Raw genomic sequence first — 2,736 nt, forward strand, 5'->3', positions numbered from 1 at the left:
GTAAGCGCCCTGTGTAGGACGTAGCGTAAGGATTATTTTACGGTTGTCAGGTTCCAGGGCAGCAGTTCGTGCACCCGGTTCGATGGCCAGTCGCTGATTTTGCCGAGTACATCGCGCAACCAGCCCTCTGGCTCCACGCCATTCAGCTTGCAGGTGCCTAGCAGACTGTAGATGATCGCCGCAGCTTCACCGCCTTTGTTCGAGCCCGCGAACAACCAGTTTTTTCGCCCCAACGCCACGCACCGCAACGCGTTTTCAGCGATGTTGTTGTCGATTTCGACCCAACCGTCTCCGCAGAACACGTTCAGCGCACCCCACTGCTTCAGCATGTAGCCGAACGCCTTCGCCATTTCTGCGTGTATAGACAGCGTTTTCATCTGTTCCTGGATCCACTCGTACAGCGACTGCATCAGCGGCCGGCTCTTTTCTTTCCTGACCGCCAGCCGACTTTCCGCCGGGCTGCCCCGGATATCGGCCTCAATGGCATACAGCTCCGCTATTCGTCTGAGCGCCTCGGTCGTCAGCGCCGTTGGGCGCCGGGCATGCTCGTCGTGGATTTTTCTTCGCGCGTGCGCCAGGCACGCCGCTTCCGTCACTCGACCGGTTTCATACAGCGCGTCATAACCGCCATACGCATCCGCCTGCAGTACGCCACGGTATTCCGCTAGGTGCCCTTGAGGATGTGCACCCTTGCGGTCTGGCGAGTAGGCGAACCACACCGCCGGTGGCATCGATGCCCCGGCGTTTCGGTCATCCCGCACGTAGACCCATAACCGGGCGGTGCGTGTTTTGCCATTGCCCGGTGCCTGTACCGGCACCGTCGTATCGTCAGTATGCACCTTGCCCGCCGACAGGATGTACCGGTTCAGCGCATCGGCCAGCGGACTCAGTTTTTCCGCCAGTGCCTGCACCCAACGCACCATCGTGTTACGGCTCAGCTCAAGGCCGTGCCGCGCGTAGATTTCGCTCTGACGATACAGCGGCGTATGCTCAACGTATTTACTCACCAGGATACGCGCCAGCAGCCCCGGGCTGGCATAACTGCGGTCCAGCGGCTTCGCCGGCAAGGGGGCCTGCACGATGGCATCGCACTTCCGGCAGGCCAGCTTCGGCCGCACCGTTTCGATGACCCTGAAGGCATTGTTGATGATATCCAACTGATCGCTGACCGTTTCACCCAGCGCCGCCAATTCGCCGGCGCAGACCGGGCAGACCTTTTCCGCCGGTTCGATACGCACGGTCTCACGTGGTAACGTCGGCGGCAGCGGCTTGCGCGATGAAGGGCGCGGTGTGACCGGTTTTTCTGCCGACCCTTCTGGAACAACGCCTGTTTCAGCAGACTCCGCCGTTACCGCTGCTACGGCCTCCAGACACCCCTTGGCGGTATGCAGCCGGCCTTCCATTTCGTCCAACCGTTTTTCGGCCTCGCGGATTTTTTTCTCGAGCTTGTTGCGCAGTTTTTCCGAGCTTTGGCCGAACAGCATCCGTTTGAGTTTATCGAGCTGGCTCTTCAGGCGTTCGATTTCCCGCTCATAGCCGGCTACCTGCCCTTCATAGCGGCACATCTGAGCCTGGAGCTGCTTTAGCAACACCTGCTGCTGGTGCACCATGGTTTTCAGCGCGTCAATGTCGTCGGGGATTTCGGTTTTCATCTCTCAACATTACAACAGGTTATACGCGCAGGCCAGACGGATATACGCGCTGAGGGTGTTTCCAGTTGAGGCCTTCGAGCAACATGGCCAACTGCGCTGGCGTCAGGTGGATTTTGCCGTCGCTGACGGAGGGCCAGACGAAGTGACCGCGCTCCAGGCGCTTGACGAACAGGCAAAGGCCATCCTCATCGGCCCACAGTATTTTTATCATGTCACCGCGGCGTCCGCGGAAGATGAACAGATGGCCGCCGAACGGGTCGTCGTTGAGCACGTTCTGCACGCGCGACGCCAGACCGTTGAAGCCGTTGCGCATGTCGGTCACGCCGGCAACCAGCCAAACTCGGGAGCCTGAAGGCAAGGTGATCATGGTTTTCCAACCTCACCCAGTTCACGGACCAGCGCCTGCAACATTGCTGCTGTGACAGCACCACTCAGGCGTAATGTTCCGGCGGGCATAAGCAGCTCACAGGTCAATGCTGACGCTGTTGTGTGGGGTAAATCCGTTTGGCGACGGCTGCCGCCCGTTGCCGGGACAGGTGAATCAGACGTTTTTGCGGGAGAAAGCGCGACGGGGATCAGAGCAGCACCCTGCCGATTATCAGGCGTCAGTTTCCCCAATTTATATTGATGGCGCCAGTTGAACAGCAGGTTGGCATTGATATCGTTGGCACGCGCAACATGAGCCACGCTGACACCCGGTTTCATCGTTAGCTCAACGAGGTGGAGTTTGAAGCCGTTGGAGTAATTGGGTCTGCGCTGCTGAACATCGCCGTCTGGCCTGGGGCGGGTTGAAGGGTAGAGCGTCAACTCGAGTTTGTCAGCAGTCCAGCTGTCATCAAGCGGCCACATAAGGTTAGCCCGCAGGAAGCGCTGAACCAGTTTATGGACAGCGGACATGCCCACGTCAAGTTGTTCGCCGATTTGGCGGAAAGAAAGACCGGCTTCGAACCTTAAGCGGAGCGCCTCGGTGATGAAGGGCCGGGAGGGTTTGTATTCATACATGGGATAATGTCCATTTTCGCGAAAGTGGACATTATCGTGAACAGGAAAATACAGGGGAAGACGGTGCTGATGGAGCGCTTAC

The 2,736-nt window shown here is 58.7% G+C and carries 3 protein-coding genes; all 3 read right to left on the minus strand.

The window, feature by feature from the left end:
• Positions 1-32: 32 nt before the first annotated feature.
• The 3 genes from tnpC to tnpA are packed head-to-tail and all read right to left on the minus strand — an operon-like array spanning position 33 to position 2,654.
• The gene (gene tnpC, locus ACGS9J_RS26845) at positions 33-1,652 is read right to left on the minus strand and encodes an IS66 family transposase (protein WP_165620797.1); all 1,620 of its coding nucleotides are present in this window, start codon (positions 1,650-1,652) and stop codon (positions 33-35) included.
• A gap of 19 nt (positions 1,653-1,671) precedes the next feature.
• Entirely contained in the window at positions 1,672-2,019 is a 348-nt protein-coding gene (gene tnpB / locus ACGS9J_RS26850) for an IS66 family insertion sequence element accessory protein TnpB (RefSeq protein WP_004966355.1), read from the minus strand.
• Positions 2,016-2,654, minus strand: coding sequence for an IS66-like element accessory protein TnpA (gene tnpA / locus ACGS9J_RS26855; RefSeq protein WP_004966354.1), 639 nt, complete (start codon positions 2,652-2,654; stop codon positions 2,016-2,018). Before tnpA ends, tnpB begins: the two co-directional genes overlap by 4 nt.
• Positions 2,655-2,736 lie beyond the last annotated feature (82 nt).

The organism is Serratia quinivorans, assembly GCF_052113645.1.
Lineage (GTDB): Bacteria > Pseudomonadota > Gammaproteobacteria > Enterobacterales > Enterobacteriaceae > Serratia > Serratia quinivorans_B.

Excerpts from the sequence above, each read along its gene's own strand:
- tnpC (WP_165620797.1), bottom strand. The coding sequence starts at position 1,652 with ATGAAAACCGAAATCCCCGACGACATTGACGCGCTGAAAACCATGGTG.
- tnpB (WP_004966355.1), bottom strand. The coding sequence starts at position 2,019 with ATGATCACCTTGCCTTCAGGCTCCCGAGTTTGGCTGGTTGCCGGCGTG.
- tnpA (WP_004966354.1), bottom strand. The coding sequence starts at position 2,654 with ATGTATGAATACAAACCCTCCCGGCCCTTCATCACCGAGGCGCTCCGC.